Source organism: Streptomyces sp. NBC_00104, assembly GCF_045160825.1.
In the GTDB taxonomy this organism is placed as follows: Bacteria; Actinomycetota; Actinomycetes; order Streptomycetales; family Streptomycetaceae; genus Streptomyces.
In genome coordinates this window covers 4,879,095-4,894,873 of record NZ_CP108215.1, presented here as the reverse complement: position 1 = coordinate 4,894,873, position 15,779 = coordinate 4,879,095, and the positions used below count along the sequence as shown (strand labels likewise).

The 15,779-nt window shown below is 68.1% G+C and carries 17 protein-coding genes, 1 tRNA gene and 1 pseudogene; 6 read left to right on the top strand and 13 right to left on the bottom strand.

The window, feature by feature from the left end; translation table 11 throughout:
• Positions 1–180 precede the first annotated feature (180 nt).
• The gene (locus OG272_RS21435; RefSeq protein WP_405894513.1) at positions 181–1,431 is read right to left on the bottom strand and encodes a DUF3631 domain-containing protein; all 1,251 of its coding nucleotides are present in this window, start codon (positions 1,429–1,431) and stop codon (positions 181–183) included.
• A gap of 136 nt (positions 1,432–1,567) precedes the next feature.
• A complete protein-coding gene (locus OG272_RS21430) occupies positions 1,568–1,810 on the bottom strand; it encodes a helix-turn-helix transcriptional regulator (RefSeq protein WP_405894512.1) in 243 nt (80 codons plus the stop codon).
• Between the two features lie 464 nt (positions 1,811–2,274).
• Here OG272_RS21430 and OG272_RS21425 point away from each other — a divergent pair, with 464 nt between their 5' ends.
• Both OG272_RS21425 and OG272_RS21420 read left to right on the top strand, forming a co-directional pair.
• Positions 2,275–2,556, top strand: a complete 282-nt coding sequence (locus tag OG272_RS21425) for a helix-turn-helix transcriptional regulator (protein WP_328735973.1) — start codon at positions 2,275–2,277, stop codon at positions 2,554–2,556.
• Between the two features lie 54 nt (positions 2,557–2,610).
• Entirely contained in the window at positions 2,611–3,795 is a 1,185-nt protein-coding gene (locus OG272_RS21420; RefSeq protein ID WP_405894510.1) for a tyrosine-type recombinase/integrase, read from the top strand.
• A gap of 73 nt (positions 3,796–3,868) precedes the next feature.
• On the opposite strand, the gene OG272_RS21415 is transcribed toward OG272_RS21420, so the two are convergent.
• The 5 genes from OG272_RS21415 to OG272_RS21395 all read right to left on the bottom strand — a co-directional run bounded on the left by OG272_RS21415 (position 3,869) and on the right by OG272_RS21395 (position 9,623).
• The gene (locus OG272_RS21415) at positions 3,869–5,038 is read right to left on the bottom strand and encodes an XdhC family protein (protein ID WP_405894509.1); all 1,170 of its coding nucleotides are present in this window, start codon (positions 5,036–5,038) and stop codon (positions 3,869–3,871) included.
• Positions 5,039–5,326: 288 nt separating this feature from the next.
• The gene (locus OG272_RS21410; RefSeq protein WP_405894508.1) at positions 5,327–7,576 is read right to left on the bottom strand and encodes a xanthine dehydrogenase family protein molybdopterin-binding subunit; all 2,250 of its coding nucleotides are present in this window, start codon (positions 7,574–7,576) and stop codon (positions 5,327–5,329) included.
• Entirely contained in the window at positions 7,573–8,571 is a 999-nt protein-coding gene (locus OG272_RS21405) for an FAD binding domain-containing protein (RefSeq protein ID WP_405894507.1), read from the bottom strand. Before OG272_RS21405 ends, OG272_RS21410 begins: the two co-directional genes overlap by 4 nt.
• The gene (locus OG272_RS21400; protein ID WP_326585979.1) at positions 8,568–9,050 is read right to left on the bottom strand and encodes a 2Fe-2S iron-sulfur cluster-binding protein; all 483 of its coding nucleotides are present in this window, start codon (positions 9,048–9,050) and stop codon (positions 8,568–8,570) included. The genes OG272_RS21405 and OG272_RS21400 overlap by 4 nt, the downstream gene beginning before the upstream one ends.
• A gap of 198 nt (positions 9,051–9,248) precedes the next feature.
• Complete coding sequence (locus OG272_RS21395; protein WP_405894506.1) at positions 9,249–9,623, bottom strand: DoxX family protein; 375 nt, start codon at positions 9,621–9,623, stop codon at positions 9,249–9,251.
• Between the two features lie 177 nt (positions 9,624–9,800).
• On the opposite strand from OG272_RS21395, the pseudogene OG272_RS21390 reads away from it, so the two are divergent.
• Positions 9,801–9,884 (top strand): annotated as a pseudogene (locus tag OG272_RS21390) (IS5/IS1182 family transposase); the annotation flags it as partial.
• Here OG272_RS21390 and OG272_RS21385 read toward each other — a convergent pair.
• On the bottom strand, positions 9,883–10,776 hold the full coding sequence (locus OG272_RS21385) for an SDR family NAD(P)-dependent oxidoreductase (RefSeq protein ID WP_405894505.1): 894 nt from the start codon (positions 10,774–10,776) through the stop codon (positions 9,883–9,885). The pseudogene OG272_RS21390 and the gene OG272_RS21385 overlap by 2 nt on opposite strands.
• Before the next feature lie 96 nt (positions 10,777–10,872).
• Between OG272_RS21385 and OG272_RS21380 the strand changes: the two genes are divergently transcribed.
• Both OG272_RS21380 and OG272_RS21375 read left to right on the top strand, forming a co-directional pair.
• Positions 10,873–11,538 (top strand): TetR family transcriptional regulator, encoded by a 666-nt coding sequence (locus OG272_RS21380; protein WP_405894504.1) that lies wholly within the window; start codon positions 10,873–10,875, stop codon positions 11,536–11,538.
• Between the two features lie 327 nt (positions 11,539–11,865).
• On the top strand, positions 11,866–12,195 hold the full coding sequence (locus OG272_RS21375; protein WP_405894503.1) for a hypothetical protein: 330 nt from the start codon (positions 11,866–11,868) through the stop codon (positions 12,193–12,195).
• Here OG272_RS21375 and OG272_RS21370 read toward each other — a convergent pair.
• Complete coding sequence (locus OG272_RS21370) at positions 12,192–12,590, bottom strand: hypothetical protein (protein WP_405894502.1); 399 nt, start codon at positions 12,588–12,590, stop codon at positions 12,192–12,194. The two genes, OG272_RS21375 and OG272_RS21370, sit on opposite strands and share 4 nt — an antisense overlap.
• Positions 12,587–13,156 carry a hypothetical protein gene (locus tag OG272_RS21365; protein WP_405894501.1) on the bottom strand — a complete coding sequence of 190 codons (570 nt, stop codon included), beginning with the start codon at positions 13,154–13,156 and terminating at the stop codon, positions 12,587–12,589. Before OG272_RS21365 ends, OG272_RS21370 begins: the two co-directional genes overlap by 4 nt.
• On the opposite strand from OG272_RS21365, the gene OG272_RS21360 reads away from it, so the two are divergent.
• On the top strand, positions 13,157–13,783 hold the full coding sequence (locus OG272_RS21360) for a hypothetical protein (protein ID WP_405894500.1): 627 nt from the start codon (positions 13,157–13,159) through the stop codon (positions 13,781–13,783).
• A gap of 41 nt (positions 13,784–13,824) precedes the next feature.
• Here the strand turns inward: OG272_RS21360 and OG272_RS21355 are convergent, their stop codons facing one another.
• The 3 genes from OG272_RS21355 to OG272_RS21345 all read right to left on the bottom strand — a co-directional run bounded on the left by OG272_RS21355 (position 13,825) and on the right by OG272_RS21345 (position 15,758).
• Positions 13,825–14,169 (bottom strand): hypothetical protein, encoded by a 345-nt coding sequence (locus tag OG272_RS21355; RefSeq protein ID WP_328735975.1) that lies wholly within the window; start codon positions 14,167–14,169, stop codon positions 13,825–13,827.
• 113 nt (positions 14,170–14,282) lie between these two features.
• Positions 14,283–14,355: transfer RNA gene (locus tag OG272_RS21350), tRNA-Arg, on the bottom strand.
• Between the two features lie 521 nt (positions 14,356–14,876).
• A complete protein-coding gene (locus OG272_RS21345) occupies positions 14,877–15,758 on the bottom strand; it encodes an MBL fold metallo-hydrolase (RefSeq protein WP_405894499.1) in 882 nt (293 codons plus the stop codon).
• Positions 15,759–15,779 lie beyond the last annotated feature (21 nt).

Below are 15,779 nucleotides of genomic sequence, written 5' to 3'. Positions count from 1 at the left end.
GACACACAGCACTCCGCGTAGCGGGGAAGAGCCTGGGAGGCGGGAGGTGTGCTGACTCGTCGCACCCGTCGCATGCCTGCTCAGGGCAGGTACGGGAGTCCGGCGTGATACGGGAGGACCCGTCACAGCTGCGCGACCCGTCACGGGGTTGACCTGGGATGCGACGTGTGTGACGAGTGTTTACGGGTTTACGGTCGGCCCGTGATGGGTGGTCTCGTCACCGTTGCCGGGTGCCGGCTCCTCGGGGCAGTAGCGAGCCCAGGCGTCGGTAAACTGCACGTGGGTGAAGCCCCTGGCCTGTCGTCCGCCCTCGAAGCGGAGCACGGCCGCCTGGATGCCGAAGTCCTTGAGCAGGATCCCCAGGTAGCGTGAGGTCAGGCCCGTGTTGCGGTACTCCGCCCATGGAGCCTCCTGGTCCTTGAGGAGTTCCTCCAGCAGGTCCCGGGTGCGCATGATGTCGGGATCGCCGTCACGCGCGAAGACGCGGCGGATGTCCCGCAGCAGGCGGGTCTTCAGGTTCGACTCGTCGTCCTGGCCCAATTCGGCCGCGCACATGGCCACGCATGCTGCCCGGGCCTGCTCCGGCCAGGAGCCGCCTGCCAGCTCGGCGACGACCACCAGCGGTTCCCAGGTGTCCGCCGCCCGGTCCTGCACCGGCATGGGGGGCACCAAGTCGGCGGCGGTTTCGAGCAGAGGGCGCAGCCACGCGGCGAGCCGGTCGCGCACTTCGTGCAGCGCGGGGATGTCGCGGCGGGAGCGGAACTGCTCCACCCGCTCCCCGTTCTTGCGGCGCTGCATCCGGATCACCACCGCCCGGTCCATGATCGTGTCCGGGAGGTCCCCGATGCCGGCGAGCGCGGCCATGGCGAAGGTGGGGAACGCCTGCGGCTTGTGCTCCGGGCCGGAGATCCGCAGAGCGGGCCGGTTGCGCTGGTGACCTGCGTTCAGCAGGCCGCGCAGCTCCTCGTTCTTCTCGGCCGCCTTGATGCTGCCGAAGATGGTGTCGGCCTCGTCCACCAGCAGGGTGGGCGGGTCGTCGCCGATGGCACGGAAGACCACCGCCGGGCTGGTGTTGACCGTGATCAGCGGCTCGCGCACCGTCTCCGTGATCACATCCAGCAGACGGGACTTGCCGCAGCGCTTCGCCGGCCCGACCACGGCCAGGCGCGGTGCGTGCTGCAGCGCGGGCTGGATGTGCGTGGCCGCGACCCACAGCGTGACGGCGGTCAGTGCCTCGCCGCTGGGCAGGATCACGTACCGTGCGATGGCCTCCCGCAATTCGTCCAGCAGCTCCGCGCCTTCTGCGGCTTGCTGCGGTTCCTCGTCCTTGGTGGAAGAGGTCTGGGGGGTGGGGTGTCGGTCCTGGCCGGGGACGGCGACGGGCGGCCAGGCGGGCGTCGAGGGTGCGGTGGGGGACGTAGGTTCGTCCACAGGCGTTCCTCCCTGGTGGGCCGGACGGGCAAGGCCCGGCCCACCGGTTCGATCATTCAAGGGTGATGGGGCGGGGACTCTGTGGCTCTCGGCGTTGGCTCGCCGAGGGCCGTTTCACTGCCACGGAAGCGCGGTTTCAGACCGCGAGGCCGTACGTGGACCGGGCGTTCACCCAGGCGTCCACCTCGGACCAGCGGTAGCGCAGGTGACGGCCGACCTTGTGCACCTTGGGGCCGATGCCCCGGTACTTCCACTGGTAGAGGGTCTTCACCGGCACCCCGAGGTACTCGGCGACCTCAGCAGGGGTGGCCAGCGGGCCGCGCTTGGCTGCCTCGGCGGGGGCGGGGGCGTTGGTGCTACGGGAAGAGGTATTCGGCACAGGGCTCCTTTTCGGTCTTGGACAGCGGGCCTGGACAACACAGCCACACCCCGGGAGGAAAAGTCCAGCGTTGGTTCTGAAACTCTCCAGCACTTCTCGGTGTGGTCGGCGATTCCAAAACAGTAAGGGCGGATCGCCGGTTGTCGAAATCGCTCCATCCGCCGACACAATTCTCTGCGGCGAAACAGCCGGTCGAGCGAGCACCCGCAGGCGTCGCCACAGCTCACATGGGTCACGGAGCGGCTATCAGAGCCACCGCCTACCCGCTAGACAGTAAGGCAGAAACTTACCTAAACCACCTATTTCGTGCGCGCGAAGGTAAATTAGCATGACGCCCAGCCGAAACAACTCGGGATGGGCTGCGAATTGCTGAGACGAACACCACTCTGCCCCCGAACGACTTCTATAGAGTTTAAGAACCAACTCTTGCCATAGCGCCTGGCTGCAAGTTAAAGCTATCTGTCATGGCATCCCGACCTGTCGAAATAGGCCCTGCCGGCCTCCACTCCGCCCGCGCTATCGAGCACCTACGCCTCGCGCGCGGCCTGACCCAGCACGACCTCGCCGCCCGCTGCACAGCACTGGGCCGCCCGATGACCAACACGGCCCTCAGTCGCACCGAACGCGCCCGCCGCCGCTGCGACGTCGACGACCTCGTCACGATCGCCACCGCACTCGGCGTCCCTCCCGCGACCCTGCTCCTACCGCTCGCGTTGGCGACCGCTGCTGACCGGAGGGGGTGCTAATTGGCGCGCGTCTGGATTGAGGACCGCATAGGGCACGCGGCCTACGTGCGGGCCGTGGCTGAGGCCAAGCAGGCAGGGCGTACGCCACCCGGGCGCTACCGCGTGCGCTGGTACGGCCCGGACGGTAAGCCCAAGATGAAGACCCTGGCCCGCAAGATCGACGCCGACGTCGAACGGCTCAGGATGGAGTCCCGCCTCAACGACGGCTCCTACCGCGATCCGGCCGCGGCGCGCGTGAAGTTCGCTGAGGTGGCGGACTCCTGGCTTGCTGCCCAGCTCCACCTCAAGCGATCAACTCGCAACCGATACCGCGGTGTTCTCGACGTTCATGTGATCCCCCGATGGGGCACCACGCCCCTCGACCGCATCCATTTCGAGGAAGTCGCCGAGTGGCTCGCCGACATGCTGTCCGGCCAGGCGACGGGCGGCCGGAAGCTCAGCCCACGCTCGGTCCGCAAGGCGTACGTCATCCTCAGCCAGGTGCTCGCCTACGCGGTCAAGTCCCGTCGCCTGGCGGTCAATCCGGCGGTCGGAGTGCCCCTCCCGAAGGCGGCACCGACCGACCACGTCTACCTCGACGACATGCAGGTCGACGCTCTGGCCAATGCGGCAGGCGCCTACCGGGTGTTCATCCTGCTGCTGGCCTACACAGGTCTGCGCTGGGGCGAGGCGTCCGCGCTGAAGGTGGGGCGTGTCGATCTGGACGCCTGCCGGGCGCACATCATCGAGGCGTACGTCGAGGACAACGGCAAGCTCTACCTCGACACCCCCAAGAACCACGAGCGTCGGTCCGTACCGATCCCGCGATTCCTGGCGGAGGAGCTGAGGCCCCACGTCCAGGGGCGGGGCGACGAGGCACTCCTCTTCACCGCCCCGCAGGGCGGACCGCTGCGGGCCCGCAACTTCCGTCAGCGCTTCTTCGCGCCGGCCGTCGTGAAGGCCGACTTGGGGCACCTCAAGGTCACCCCGCACAAGCTGCGCCACACGGCGGCCTCGCTCGCCATCGCCAGTGGCGCGGACGTCAATGTCGTCCAGACGATGCTGGGCCACAAGTCCGCGACGCTGACCCTGGACACGTACGGGCACCTCTTCCCGGACCGCCTGGACGAGGTCTCGAAGAAGATGCACAAGCGCCGGGCCAAGCAGTTGGCCAAGGCGAAGGCCAAGCTGGAGAAGGCGGAGCGGAAGACTCGCGAGGCGGCCGAGGAGGTGGCGGCCCTGGAGGAAGATGCCGCGTGACGTGTGCCTAATCCGTGCCGGGGAGCCGTAAACGAAGGGGCCGCCCAACCGCTTCCCTGTCAAGTTCTTCTGTTCAGTCTCCTGAGCTCCTGAGTGCGTGCTTTTGATCCCAGGGACCGTGCCTGCGGTGATCGATAGGTTGTGCGCGGTGAATCGAGCGGTTTGTGCCGGTCAGGGGTGCCCCGTTGCCGCCGCGTCGTTCGGCCACGATTTCGGCGGCGATGGACAGAGCGGTCTCCTCGGGCGTTCGGGCGCCCAGGTCGAGGCCGATCGGCGAACGAAGGCGGGCCAGTTCGATTTCGGTGGCTCCGGCCGCACGCAGGCGTCGGGTGCGGTCCTGGTGGGTGCGGCGCGAGCCCATGGCGCCGACGTAGGCGACCGGAAGCCGTAGCGCGATACGCAGCAGGGGTATGTCGAACTTGGCGTCGTGGGTGAGTACGCACAGCACAGTTCGGCTGTCGATGTCGGTGGACTCCAGGTAGCGGTGTGGCCAGTCGGCGGTGACCTGGTCCGCTTCCGGGAAGCGGGCAGTGGTGGCGAACATCGGGCGGGCGTCGCAGACCGTCACGTGGTAGCCGAGGAACTTGCCGATCCGGGTCAGGGCACCCGCGAAGTCGATCGCCCCGAAGATGATCATCCGGGGTGGTGGAACGCTGGATTCGATCAGCAGGGTAACCGGTCTTCCGCAGTGCGAGCCGTCCTCGCCGATGACGGCAGTGCCGGTGTCGTGCATGGCTCGGGCCATCGCGGCGGCGGTGGCATCCAGTGCGCGGTGACCGCCGAGGGTGCCTCCGTGGGAGCCGTCAGGACGTACGAGGAGGGGCCGTGCGGTCAGGTCGCCGGGTCCATCGACGATGCGGGCCAACGCCACGGTCTCGCCCGCCGAGAAGGCGGCCAGTGCCGCCGCGATCACCTCACCGTCCGCCGTCCCGGCTCGCACCGGGGTGATCAGGATGTCGATGATGCCGCCGCAGGTCAGGCCCACCGCGAAGGCGTCCGAGTCGCTGTAGCCGAAGCGTTCGAGGACCGGTACGCCGTTCTGGAGCGCCTGTCGGCACAGTTCGTACACCGCGCCCTCCACGCAGCCGCCGGAGACGGAACCGATGACCACGCCGTCGCTGTCGACGGCGAGGGCGGCACCTACCGGTCGCGGCGCGCTGCCGGTGACGGCAGCCACGGTGGCTACGGCGAAGTCCCTGCCGCTGGCGACCCAGTCGGTGAGCTGGTCGGCGATGTCGATCATTTGGTCTCCAAAACAGGCCGGTGCGAGACGCGAGGAAGGTCTCCTCGCTGGTGGTTGAACCGGCCGGACCTGGTCACGCTTTGGCGTGCTCGTCAGCTTCGCTGGCCGCGCCCGACCGGGTGGACGTCGTCGATGTCTTTGCGCGACAACAGCCGAGCCGGGCAGTTGGTCGGCGACGGTGGCGTCCTACCAGGTCATCCTCGGAAACGAAATGAGCGTGGAAGGCGCTGTTGGCCAGCCTGGTGGCGGCCACGAGTATGGATGCCGCCCGCCGAGGCCGGGCAGTGGTTACAGCGTCTTGTCCAGGGAGATCGGTAGGTCGCGGACGCGTCGGCCGGTGGCGTGGAAAACGGCGTTGGCGATCGCGGCTGCCACGCCGGTCACGCCGACCTCGCCGAGACCGATGATGCCCAGGGGCATTGTCTTGTCCGGTTCGTTGAGCCAGGCGACGTCGATCGGCGGGATGTCGGCGTGCACCGGCAGGTAGTAGGAGTCGAGGCCGGCGCTCATGGTCCGGCCGTTGCGGGGGTCGATCAGGGTCTGCTCCGACAACGCCATGCCGATGCCCATGACGATGGACCCGCGCAGTTGGCTGGCGGCGGTCTTCGGGTTGATGACGTGGCCGACGTCGAACATGCCGAGCCAGCGTGAGATCCGTAGTTCGCCGGTGTCGGCGTTCACCCGTACCTCGCAGAACTGCGCGCCGCGGGCGGCTTTGGACCAGCGTTGGTCTTTCAGGAAGGTGGTCAGGAACCGGCCTTGGCTGCGTAGTGCGCCGAGCCGGGTGGTGGATCCGACCGAGGCTTCGAGGAAGGGGATGTGCGCCGCTCGTAGGGTGGTCGCCGGTTCTTGACCGGTGGTGCCCGTACGCCGGGCCAGCGCGGTGACCTTCCGGGTGAGTTCGGCGCAGGCGGCGAGGACGCTGGTGGCGACGGTCGCGGTCTGGTTGGAGTTGCCGGCCATCGGCCCGGGCGGCAGGGCGGTGTCGCCGTACTCGACCCGGACCTTCTCGTATCCGATGCCGAGCGCGTCGGCGGTGATCTGTGCCTGGACGGTCGCGGCGCCCATGCCCATCTCGTGGAAGCTGCACTGCACGAGCGCGGTGCCGTCGTCGCTGAGCCGCACCTTGACGTCGGCGGTCAGCCGCACGGCCGGGTGGTAGGCCGCGGCCGTGCCCATGCCGACGAGCCATTCGCCGTCGCGCATGGAGCGCGGTCGGGGATCGCGGTCCGCCCAGCCGAAGCGTTCGGCGCCGGTCTGGAAGGCTTCGCGCAGCATCCGCTGGGAGAACTTCTTGCCGCCGGTCGGATCGGTCTTGGGTTCGTTGCGCATCCGCAAGGCGATCGGGTCCATCGCCAGTTCGTAGGCGAGTTCGTCCATGGCCGATTCCAGTACGAAGCTGCCGATCGCCTCGCCGGGGGCACGCAGCGAGGTGTTGGGCAGCAGATCCATTTCGGCGAGGTTCTGCCGGGTGAGCATATTGTCGGCGCCGTAGAGGTGCCGGGCCGGTGAACTGGTCGCTTCGAGCAGGCCGCCGACGGAGCCGGTGCGGGTGATGCTGTCCTGGATCAGTGCGGTGAGTTGGCCGTCGCGGGTCGCGCCGAGCGCGATCCGGTTGCTCGAGGCGGTGCGCCCGCCGGCGGACCAACTGACGGCCTTGCGGCTCAGTGCCAGGCGCACGGGTCGCCCGACGGCCTTGGCCGCCATCGCGGCGATGACCGTGCCGGGCCAGACGGCGAACTTTCCGCCGAAGGCGCCGCCGACGAACTCGGCCCGCACCCTGACGTGGGATGCCGGCACGCCGAACCGCCAGGCGAGGTACTTGTGGGTCTGATCGGTGGACTGGGTGGTGTCGTGCACGGTGAGGTGGTCGCCGTCCCAGGTGGCGGTCGTCGTGTGCGGTTCGATCGCGTTGTGTTGCAGGCCGGGCGTGGTGTAGTGCAGGTCGACGGAGACTTCCGCGGTGGCCAGCGCCGCGTCGGCGTCACCTTTTTTCGCCACGCCGGCGAAGGTGAGGTCGCCCTTGGCCACGGTGGCGTTCTTCTGCTCGACGGCGAAGTCCACCCGCGCGGGCACCTCGCGGTAGGTCATCGTGACGAGCGGGGCGGCCTCGTTCGCCGCGGCCGAGTTTTCCGCGATCACGACGGCGACGGGTTGGCCGTCCCAGAAGACCTGATCGGTGTTGAGGTAGTCGACCGCGGTTCCCGAGATGCTCGGTCCCAGGTCCCGGATGATGTTGGCTTTGCGTACCGGGCGGATCCGCGGCGCGTTGAGATGGGTGAGGACCGCCAGGACGCCGGGCACTGCGGCTGCCGCGGCGGTGTCGATGCCGGTGATCGTGCCGCGGGCGATGGTGGCGTGCACCATGGTGGCGTAGGTGAGGTTCGGGTAGCGGTGCTCGGCGGAGAACAGTGCCGTCCCGGTCACTTTCGCGTGGCCGTCGCGGCGGTCGACCGGGCGGCCGACCGCGCCGCCGACCGGCACGGACGCATCCGTGTTCGAGCCGGGTTCGCCCTGGGGATTGGCGTGTGTGGTCACGATCCGCTCCGTTCGGTGGTGAGTTTGCGAAGCACGGCCACGACCGTCCGGCGGGCCAGGTCGATCTTGAAGGCGTTGCCGGACAGGGGAATGGCGGCGGCGAGCTCGGCGGCGGCGGCGGTGGCGAAGCTCTGCTCGGTGGCTTGGGCGCCGAGCAGCAACTGCTCCGCGGCACGTGCCCGCCATGGCTTGGTCGCGACGCCGCCGAGTGCCAGCCGGACGTCGGTGATGCGGCCGTCGGTGCCGATGTCGAGGGCGGCGGCGACCGAGACGAGGGCGAAGGCGTACGACGCCCGGTCACGGACCTTGCGGTAGTGCGACCGGGCGGCGACCGGCAGCGGCGGCAGCTCGATCGCGGTGATGAGTTCGTCGGCTTCGAGTTCGGACTCCCGATGCGGGGTGGTGCCCGGGAGCCGGTGGAAGTCGGTCAGCGCGATGCGGCGGCTGCCGCGGCTGCTGCGGACCTCCACGACGGCGTCGATGGCGGCCAGCGCGACGGCCATGTCCGAGGGGTGGGTGGCGACGCAGTCGTCACTGGTGCCGAGCACCGCGTTGCCCCGGTTGAAGCCCTCGCGGGCCGAGCAGCCGGCACCAGGCTCCCGCTTGTTGCACGCCGAGGCCTCGTCGTAGAAGTAGAGGCAGCGGGTGCGTTGCAGCAGGTTGCCGCCGACCGTGGCCATGTTACGGATCTGCCCGGTGGCGCCCAGCAGGATGGCCTGGGACAGCAACGGGTAGCGGGCGCGCACGTCCGGGTGGGCCGCCAGGGTGCTGTTGCGGACCAGCGCCCCGATGCGGAGCCCGCCGTCGGGGAGTTCCTCGATGCCGTTGAGCGGCAGCCGGGTGATGTCGATGAGCGTGGCGGGCGCCTCTATGCCTTCGCGCATGAGGTCGACGAGGTTGGTGCCGCCGCCGAGGAACTTGGCGCCGGGCTCGGCGGTGATCTGCCGCAGGGCGGCGTCGACGTCGGGGGGACTGAGGTAGCTGAAGGTCTTCATGACGCGACTTCCTGGATCGCCTCGGCGATGCCGTTGTAGGCCCCGCAGCGGCAGATGTTGCCGCTCATCCGTTCGCGGATCTCCGCGGGTGTCAGTGTTTCGGGGGTCAGTCCCTCGGTGGCTGCGCTCGGTGCGCCCGCGGCGTACTCGCTCAGCATCCCGATCGCCGAGCAGATCTGGCCCGGCGTGCAGTACCCGCATTGCAGGCCGTCTTCGCGGACGAAGGCCTCCTGCAGCGGGTGGGCGATGCCCTCGATCGTGGTGATCTCCCGACCTTCGTACTGCACCGCCAGGGCCAGGCAGGACACGATGCGTCTCCCGTCGACCAGCAGTGTGCAGGCGCCGCAGGCCCCTTGGTCGCAGCCTTTCTTGGTGCCGGTCAGCCACAGGTGTTCGCGGAGCACGTCGAGCAGGCTGACCTGCGGCGCGACGTCCGCGATGTGGTCTTCTCCGTTGATCCGGAGTCGAAGCTCGGGCATTGGGGTCACGTCCTTGCCGGTGAGGATCGGTGGCCGGCGACTCGGGTCGCCGACCCTGTAGGTAGAGCCGTAGTAACGCCCGCAGTAGGCGGTTTTCCGGTATTTCGTCGCCGCGCCGCCCAACCGGTCTCCCAGACGTCGACCCGCTCATCGACATCGAACCGGGATGGCATAGCTGGATTCGACAGGCAGACGCGTTCAGAAGGAATGCGGGCCGAATCGTCCCCACGCCACGACTGCGGCCATCGCCAGCAGCACCAGATTGAGCATGATCGCCGGGGTTTCCTTCTGGCGGGCATGGGTGATCGCGGCACCGATCATGAGCGCGATCAGGCCGGTCGCGGCCAGCGGCACCAGAATGGGAGCGATGTCCACGAGTGCGGGCAGGGTCAGACCGACTGCGGCAAGCACCTCCAAAGCCCCGATCGCCTTGACGGCGACGGGATTGACGCCCTCGACCCAGCCCAAGCCGGCTGCAGCCAGCTTCTCCTTCGGCCGGAGCACCGTCATCAGACCGACGGCCAGAAATATCGCCGCGAGCACGCCCGCAAGGATCCACAAAAGTATGTTCATCAGGACTTCTCCACGATTGGTTGAATGTTCAACTGCAAGATATGTCTTGATCGCTTGAGCCCCGACAGTGAACCCCTACCGCAGAACCGGTCTCCCAGACGTCGGCCCGTTCATCGACGTCGCAGAGGCCGAGCAGGCACGACTCGACGTGGCGATCGTGGTCGGGTGGGCTGAGGGTGGGAACTGTCCGGCACGAAGGACGCCGTCGGCAGGGCAACGGTCATCGCGGACGGCGGCTACCGCATGTACGGGACAGCGCTCAGACCGGGAACTTCACACCGGTGAGGTCCTCGGAGACCGTCCACAGGCGTTGCTGGACGGTCCGGTCGTGCGACTCCGGACTGGACTCGACGACCTTCGGGTGTCCTCGGGACTCGCCCATCCGGTCGGGGCCGTAGTACTGGCCGCCGCGGACGGCGGGGTCGGTGGCCGCGCGCAGGGTCGGCAGGGCGCCCATCTCCGGCTTCTGGCTCATCAAGGGCCCGATCACGGGGGCGATCACCCGCATCGCGGCGGGGAGGTTGCGCACCAGGTCGGTATTGGCCAGACCCGGGTGTGCGGCCACCGAGATCGTGGTGCTGAGCGAGCCGAGGCGGCGTTGCAGTTCGTAGGTGAACATCAGGTTCGCCAGCTTCGACTGCCCGTAGGCCGCGACGCGGCTGTAGTCCCGCTCCGACTGCAGGTCGTCGAAGCGGATGGCGGCCCGCATGCGGTGGGCGAGGCTGCTGACCGTCACCACCCGCGAGCCCTGCACGGGCAGCAGCATGTCCAGCACCAGCCCGGTGAACGCGAAGTGCCCGAGGTGGTTGGTGCCGAACTGCAGCTCGAACCCGTCGCGGGTGGTCTGCTTCGGCGGCTGCATCACACCGGCGTTGTTGATCAGCAGGTCGATCCCCCTGTGTGTGCCGTGCAGGTCGGCCGCGGCGGCGCGGACCGACTCCAGTGACGTCAGGTCCAGCTCCTGCACGGTGACGTCGCCGGATATGCGGGCGGCTGCCTGCCTGCCCTTCTCGACGTCCCGCACGGCCAGCACCACCGTCGCCCCGTGTTCCGCCAGAGCACGGGCGGTTTCAAAACCCAGGCCGGTGTTGGCGCCGGTCACGACCGCCACCCGCCCCTTCTGCTCGGGGATGTCACGCTCGGTCCACTTCATGTCAGTCTCCCTATAGACCGGTGGTCTCTTGTGGCCTCGACAGTAAGAGACCGCCGGTCCGCTGTCAAGAGACCGCTGGTTTGTAAACTGGGGTGCATGACATTCCAGCGAGCACGCAGCAAGGAGCAGCGCGAGATCCGGCGCCAGACGATCCTGGACACGGCGACGGCGATGCTCGACGAGATGCCGGTGGCCGACATGAGCCTCAACGAGCTGAGCCGGCGGGTCGGGCTGGCCAAGTCGAACGTGCTGCGGTACTTCGAGTCCCGTGAGGCGGTGCTGTTCGAGCTGCTCGTGCGCGCCATGGAGAGATGGCTGGCGCAGGTGCCGGACGAACTGGCCAAGGGTGTCGACCCACACCTGTCGGCGCGTGAACGCGGCGACCAGGTGGCCGCGGTACTCAGCGCGTCCCTCGCACGCCAGAGGGTGCTGCTCGATCTCGTCAACGCCCAGGCCAATGTGCTGGAGCACAACGTGTCCGTCGACGTCGTGCTGCGGCACAAGAGGTCAGCCATCGCCGGCATCACGACCACGGCCGACCTCATCCGCCAGTACGTGCCCGAAGTCGGCGATGGCGCCTGGACGGTGGCCTTGATGACGGTGATCCTGGCCGGCACCCTTTCGCCCTACTGCCGGCCCTCCGCCAACGTGCTCGCCGCCTACGAAGCCGACCCCACCGTGACGGAGCTCCGCCTGGACCTGCGCGCCACCCTGGAAATCACCGTCGCCACGCTGATCGCGGGCACGGTGGCGCGGGCCTGACGTTGTCGTCAAGGTGCGCCAGGACGAACTGCTCGCGCTCCAGAAGGGCGCGATGGGAGCAACTCGACGACACGATGCAGCAGATGCGCCGCTCCTGGGACGCCGGCGCCGCCGTCATCGACGCCCTCAGCCACCCCAATACTCCACTTAGCGGCGAAGATTCGACGCCATAAAGCCCCGAAGATCACAAGCTGGAGAGTGACGAGACGCTGCAGGCGATGTGGGACACGATCGAGCACGGCGGCCCGGACTTCATGTCCAAAGGCGACTGATGATCGATTCCGGCCGGCTGGAGGGTGTACCGGATAACCGCCTATTATCCGGTACATGAGCCGACCGGCGACGATCACTACCAGCGCCGCCGCCCGGCGTGATCATGCGCGACTCGTGCACGTTGTCCGGTACATGACGGGGGCGGTGCCGGTGAACACCGACCTGGCGCCCGCCAAGAAGGCGGTCGTCTTGCGGGTCGCTGTCGACCGGTTCCTCCGTCGTCTTGTCAACGCGTTCCTCATCGCACCCGCCCTCGGCCTTATCCACCGTTTGCACTGGTCAGGATGGCGACGGCAACACCACTCCGCGCCAAACGATCGCACTACACCCGCCGACTCAGCCTCGAACTCCAGCCATGATCTCGAACGGCGGCTGCCGTACTAGGGCTGAGGCGGTCGGAACGGCAGTACGTTGATGGGGATGGTGGAGCCGGACAGCGGTTCCTCCGTGCCCGTCCGGCTGACGAGGACGGCGCTGGCGAGGGTCAGGGTGGTGACCAACTGTCGGAGTTCTTCCAGTTCGGCTTCCTTGAGCTTATTGACGGTCTCCCGGAGCCGTCTCTCCGGCTCCGGGACCTGCCGGGTCTCCGTGCGGACGCGTTCGTAGAACTCGTTCTTCAGGTCTGCGTGCCGCCTCATGATGGCCATGCGATGGACGCCGGCCTCGGCGGCCAGAGCGACGACGGTGAGACTGCCGTTGGGGGAGGTGGCTTGTCCGGTCAGGAGCCGGTCCATGGCTTCGCGGATGCAGGCGCGTTCGTCCTGGTGCTGCTGGTTCATGTGAGGGTCTCGCAGGGTTCGGCGGTGGCGTCGTGGGCGTCGGCGGTGGTCCGGAGACGGTCGGCGTTGGCCCGCAGGCGCTTGCCAAGTGGGCCCGGAGTTGAGGCGGCCAGCTGGTCGATCTCCTCGGCCCGCTCCCGCAACTGACGGGCGTGCGTGTCGGTGCGAACTGTGTTTCCGCAGCCGGGCTGGCAGTCGTACTGCTTTGGGGCGGTCGCGCCGGGGTCGGGTGCGCAGAGCGCGTTGTCCCGTTTGAACGCGCAGATCAAAAAGGCGTCGGGGTTGTCGAAGAGCACGACGCCATCCCTTGCGAGGAAGGCGGCGGCCTTCTTCGCGAACGTCTTGGGGACAATGCGGCCCTCGAAGCGTGGAGCGGTGGCTGCGGCGGCAAGAGCTCGGTGGGCCGCCGGTCCGGAGACCTTCTCGCCGGCAGCGACGCGTTCGCGTAGATGGGCGGCGGTGTCGGCTGCGGCGAGGGCGGTCTCGACATCGAGGACGGAGTGGATCCCGCTGCGGCTGCGGGAGCCGTAGCCGCTGGAGACACGGGCGTCCAGGACGGTTCGCATGTGCCCGTACTGGATCGCGAGCGCGATCAGTCCGCCTGGACGGCGTGCGATGTGCCAAGCCAGAGTTCTTCTGAACCGGGACGCTCCGATCGCGCCGTGCGGATCCTCGGGGATGATCTGGCCGAGGAGACCTTGGGCCCGTGCCTCATCATTCGCGAACTGTACGAAGCTCTCGATCCGCCTGCGCAATCCGTGCTTCTTGATGGCTCCGTGGTAACTGCGCTGGCTGGCGAAGTCGTGGTGAGCGGCACTGAGCAGAAGCTCGCCCTCAGGAACCATGCGTTCCAGGACGCGGACGGCGTGAACGACCGGGGTGATGGCGACCCAGGGAACTGCTCGTTCCTCGCCTGCGGAGATGTGGTTGCCGTCATCGTCGGTGACGTTCTTGAAGTGGTGGCTTCGGATCAAGTGCCTGCCCGAGGCGCCGTCGGCGGCGGGTTCGGGGTCAGGACAGCAGCCGGCCCGGAGACCCTGTACCTCCTGTCCGCGCATCCCGGTCAAGTACAAACAGATGATCGTGGCTGCTGTGCCCAGGTGCCGCATCAGCTCCGGGGCCTCGCCGAAGTCCATGTGCTCGCGCCAGGGCTTCCCGTTGATCTGTCCGGTGAATCATTAGGGAATCCTTGAACCACGCGGTGGGGTGGCCCTTGCGTCCGCCTCGGATCAGGTCAGCCGCGCGGTCGATGACCTTTCTGCCGGGTCTGGTCTATCGCAGCAGCGGCGGCATCCCCGGCCAGCCGCTCGATCTCCTCGGGCGCTCCTCGCTCGTCGAGCATGAAGAGCCGGCCGCCAACGAGATGGGTGGTCGTCTTCCAGCCGAGACGACGCCCCGCCTCACGAGCGGCGCGCCGGACGTCCTTGAGCTCGCCCATCTCCGCAAGATCGTCGCTGCCCAGGATCAGCTGGCCGTAGTAACCCTGGTACTCGGGCCTGAGTACGGCCCGCATCATCGACTCAAGTCGGTCGATCAACTTCTCGTACCGGCGTCGAGCCAGCTCATCCTTGACGGGCATCCTGCACAGCTCCCCACCGTCCGCACCCACGGCATGTGTGCCATATATGTGCTGCAGGCACAGAGGCCCTCCCGCCCGATGGGCGGAAGGGCCTCTGACCAGGTGTTTCTCTGTGCCCCCGGCAGGATTCGAACCTGCGACACCCGCTTTAGGAGAGCGGTGCTCTATCCCCTGAGCTACGAAGGCAGGGGCTTGTAGAAAACCTTGTCGAAAATCCAGGGCGTGGATCTTCGACGCGGAGTACAAGCCCGCTGGTCAGACGTGGTGCAACGCTCTCCGCCGGGTCACCTGAGCAGACAACGCCACGTACCAATGGCTGACCAGGGACAGCGTAGCGGATGCGCGCGAGCGAGGGTCCCCTGTATAGGGGCAGGATAGCGGCGCGGCGAGCTTGAACGCCTCTGACCTGCTGTTTCTGTGGCTTGCAGCGAATGAGTGGTGGGCGTTGAGAGGGCAGGAGTCGAGAGCGGTTGGACCGTTCTGTTCCCTGGGTCAGTTCGTGGGGCCACTTGGCGCTGCCTCGCGGCGTCCGGCATGACAAGCCGTCCCCTTGTTCGTGGAGGGAGGGGGTCTCTGTGATGGGCGCAGGCCGGAACTCACATTTTGCTGGTGCGGTAGCCAGCCCGGCACGCAGGGCCGGAATGCTGCAAGGGTGCGGAGCCGCACCCATTTCACGATGCGCGCTTCGTGAGGTAGGCCGAGGCTGGTCAGACCTGGGTGTGCAGGGGACCCGAGTTGTAGGTGATCGCGTCGGTGAATGCCTGGGGCAGGTCGAAGGGGTGGCCGGTGGTGTCGGCGTAGGCGCGGTGCAGGTTGAGGACGATGCGTTCCGCGTCGGGCAGGTCGGCGAATGGGCCGAGGTGGCAGGTGCGCGCCGCTTGCAGGGGTGTGAGGCCGTCGCGCAGGCCGGCCTGGGCGGTGGCGAGTACGAGTCGGTAGTAGGCGCGGTGCTGGTCGAGCACCGTCGGCAGGGCGTGTGCGTCGATGACGGGGCCGTGGCCCGGTACCACGTGTTCGGGGGCGAAGGAGGCGATCCAGGCCAGGGTGCGCAGGGCGCCGTCCAGGGAGCCCATGAACACCAGCGGGGTGACGCGGTGGAAGAGCAGGTCTCCGGCGAACAGCACGCGTTGTTCTGGGAGCCAGGCGATCAGGTCGCCGCTGGTGTGCGCGGGATGGCCGGGGTGGTGGAGTTCGACCGGATGGCTGTCGCTGTGCAGGGTGAGTGCTGTGCGGATGGTGAGATCCGGGGCACGCCGGGTGACCGCGCCCCAGTCGGGCACGGGCTGCCAGATCGGCGGGCAGCCGTCGATGACGGTGTCGGCCAGGATGCCTTCGCGGGTCGCCTCGTGCGCGATGACCACCGTGGTGCGGGGCAGCAGGCTGTTGCCGTGGGTGTGGTCGCCGTGCAGGTGGGTGTTGACCAGGTAGCGGATCGGTGTGCCCGGTGCCGCCCGGCCGACGGCGCCCAGTAGGTCCCGGGTGCGGTTCTCGGTGGCGCAGGTGTCGATGAGGACGGTGTGGTCGTCGGTGGTGACGAACCCGGCGTTGTTGATCCACCAGGAGCCGTCGTGCTGTATCCAGGCGTACACGCCGGGGTGAGGTTCCCCCGC